The 2,474-nt window shown below is 45.4% G+C and carries 1 protein-coding gene; it reads right to left on the bottom strand.

The features are described from left to right. Nucleotides 1-118: 118 nt before the first annotated feature. Entirely contained in the window at nucleotides 119-1,789 is a 1,671-nt protein-coding gene (gene ltrA / locus JCM12259_RS12605; RefSeq protein ID WP_025066705.1) for a group II intron reverse transcriptase/maturase, read from the bottom strand. Between the last annotated feature and the right edge of the window lie 685 nt (nucleotides 1,790-2,474).

Raw genomic sequence — 2,474 nt, 5'->3', positions numbered from 1 at the left:
ATCGGGTAGGTCAGGGGCATTACTGCCCTCTTCCCCCCTAAGAACCGTACTTGAGAGTTTCCCCTCATACGGCTCAAGCTTTTCCAAATCCCTATTCTTATATAGAGACCGGCTCATATTACTTCTTGTTGTTGTCATTGGATTTGCGGGATAATTTGAAACATTTGTCATGAACCAATAGGTTGCATTTTCGTCCGTTTTGGACGGTAGGCATCACATTCCATGCCTTGTGCGTGTTTATCGGCTCACCACATATTGGACATTTTCTACCCTGCTTTTCCCATAGGTGAAGCAAAGACTTACGCCCTTTCAGTGAAACAAGCATTTTCGACTTCATTCTTTGGTTGAAGTATAAACGACAGTCCACGTCAAACGGATTCATATCTCCTTTTATCTGCGTATATTGCAGAAAGGGGAACGAGGAAGTCAAAGTCAACAGTGTTAGTTGGTCTTCCTTTCCATTTGATTTCTTGAACTTGGCTGCAAAAGTCCAACTGTTACCTCGGATATTATGCCAATAGCGGTCTTTAATCCATCGCTTTCCTTTCTTGGAGTGGCGACGTTTAGCCCATTGCCATAGGGAGAGGAATATCTGATGGTCAATTCTGTGAAAGGAATCACGCGTTGCGCCATGCTGATAGTATGCTCCCCATCCTCGGATTTTAGCATTCAACATTCTGATTAAGGACTCCTGCCTGCAACCCTTGTTGCCTTTTATCACCTTACGAATATTCTCCATAAAGCGTTTTTCGGCTTTCTTGGTCGGCTTGGTCAATATTTCATTACCGTATTTGCGGATGTTGAAACCGAGAAAATCGAACCCGTCACGGACATTGGTTATCACAGTCTTTTCTTCTGATAAGGTTAAACCTCTTTCAGCCATGAATTCGGCAACCAATGGTTTGATTTCGTTCTCAAGCGTTTCCCTGTTCTCGCAGGTGATGATAAAATCATCGGCATAGCGTACCAAATTCACCATGGGGGAATAATGTTTCCCTTTTATGGTTCTTCTTTTATACCTCTCTGCGAGAACTTTCTGCAATCCATCCAATGCCATATTGGCAAGCGTCGGGGAGATTATACCTCCTTGTGGTGTACCCTCCTCCGTCGGGAACATCTGTTTGTTGAAGATATAGCCGCATTTCAACCATTTGCGGAGCATCGCCTTGTCCATAGGGATGTTGGCGAGTAGCCATTCGTGGCTGATATGGTCGAAGCATCCTTTGATGTCACCCTCCAAAATCCATTCGGGAGAATAGCCTTTTCGGAGAATATTATGGCATTGCATTACAGCGTCCATACAGCGGCGTTCCTTGCGGAACCCGTATGAACGAGTATCGGCTGTAGTTTCGGACACTGGTTCCAATGCCATGAGGTAGAGTGCTTGCATGGCTCTGTCTTTCATTGTCGGTATTCCCAATGGGCGCAGTTTGCCATTGCTCTTTTTGATGTGAACTCTTCTCAGGGGCTTCGGCTGATAGCCTCTGCGTCTGAGGTCGTTTATTGCTTGCATTTTTGTTTCGGGTTTATCCCATGTCTCCATGTCAACCCCAGGGGTGTTGCCACCTCCGTTAGAAGTTACTCTCTTTACGGCTAAGGCTTTTGCGTAAAAAGAGTGGGTCAGCGTCCACTGTAAGGCTTTCACCTTATTGTGTCTGCCGTCCTTTTGAGCCTTTACAATACGTGCTTGTAGCTTTCTGACAGCCAACTCTGCCTTGGTCCAGTCTATGCTGTCCCAAAGTGTCAGCTGATTGTCAGCAGGTGCACACGATGTTTTGTTTTCGTTCATTTGCATTCCTTCTTTTGAAAGTTCTAAAAGTTAATTGTAAAGAATTACCATTAGACAACAGTCGGGTATCTTGCCTCCCGAATATTGTCACAGAAGTCTGCCCACTTTCGTGTCGGGTGATGTCGCCCAAATCAACTCGTGATGTCGGCTCAATCCGTATCCGTTCCATTACAGAACGGCATTCGCTTTTTCTGTTGTCTTATACCTGCACACCGTTCAGCTTCCATTGCTGTCAGCTTACCTGTCATTTTGACATGACAGGAGATATACAGGCTTACCATGTTCCACATAGATAACTAACGGATAGGTTAGGTTCTGTCTCATCCTCCGGCGGTGCTTATATCCGTGTAATCCTACCATGGAGAGGATTAACTGACCGCTTCCCTTTTGGGAAGAGTGTACCAGTATCTTACACTCTTTCGTGACATTACGAAGTTTACTAACAGTTCGCTTACGCTAACCATACTATCCAGCCTCGCCACTCTACGGTATGATACTAACCGCACTTGACTTTCCCTCACGGTTCTGTCTTGTCCTTTCGGAAAGTGTACTTTGTCCCAACCGCTTAATACAACATTAAGGTGCATTGGTCGGTAGGCTACCGCTGACGGAACAGCGGGTTAAAGCTGATACTCGTAAGTATCATTCTAACAATTATCTATGCGACTTCATGTCGCACCCACGG

The sequence above is a fragment of the Hoylesella enoeca JCM 12259 genome (genome assembly GCF_000613405.1).
GTDB lineage: Bacteria > Bacteroidota > Bacteroidia > Bacteroidales > Bacteroidaceae > Prevotella > Prevotella enoeca.
This window is presented reverse-complemented; position numbering and strand designations above follow the sequence as displayed.